General features: G+C 48.5%; 1 protein-coding gene. It reads right to left on the reverse strand.

Annotated features, from left to right (window positions below):
* On the reverse strand, positions 1–546 hold a 546-nt coding region (locus KP705_RS21745; RefSeq protein WP_215765052.1), incomplete at both ends, for a hypothetical protein.

Genomic DNA, 546 nt, shown 5'->3' on the forward strand with positions numbered 1-546 from the left:
CGGACGTTCTCACCGCAGGTGATAACCATGTACCGCAGATACTTCCCCTTATTCGGGAGAATGTTATCAATCCAATAGGTCAGCTCATTCCTCAACTGGCGACGCTCAGCAACAGCAACAGCAGGAATGAACATGATATGCCTAAACTGTTCATCCATCTGCTTAGCTAATCCAGACAGCAAACCCACCTTGAAAAAGGTGCCATCCTGCTTCTTACGCCTAGACGGAATCCCCAGCCCTTCAAGCCTGTCAGCAATGCGATCAGATTGAAGCCTTATGGCCTCATCCCTGCCAATGCGTTCAAGATGTTTAAACACATCAACCTTGTTCCCACTGTTGCGACGAAGAAGCTCATAAAAACCTATCCGAGAAGATGACTCACACCCATTCTCAGACGGTCCTGCATCAAAAATCTCTCCGCGTGATTCCTTCGCTTCCTTAACCTCTGGAACGTATTCTAAACCACCAGCAGGAAGCCTGAAGCGTCGCCTGTCTTCCTGTTCCGAACGACACGCAAAACGCAGATTCTCATCAGCAGAATAATCC

This window comes from Gluconobacter sp. P1D12_c, from assembly GCF_018812105.1.
GTDB lineage: Bacteria > Pseudomonadota > Alphaproteobacteria > Acetobacterales > Acetobacteraceae > Gluconobacter > Gluconobacter oxydans_A.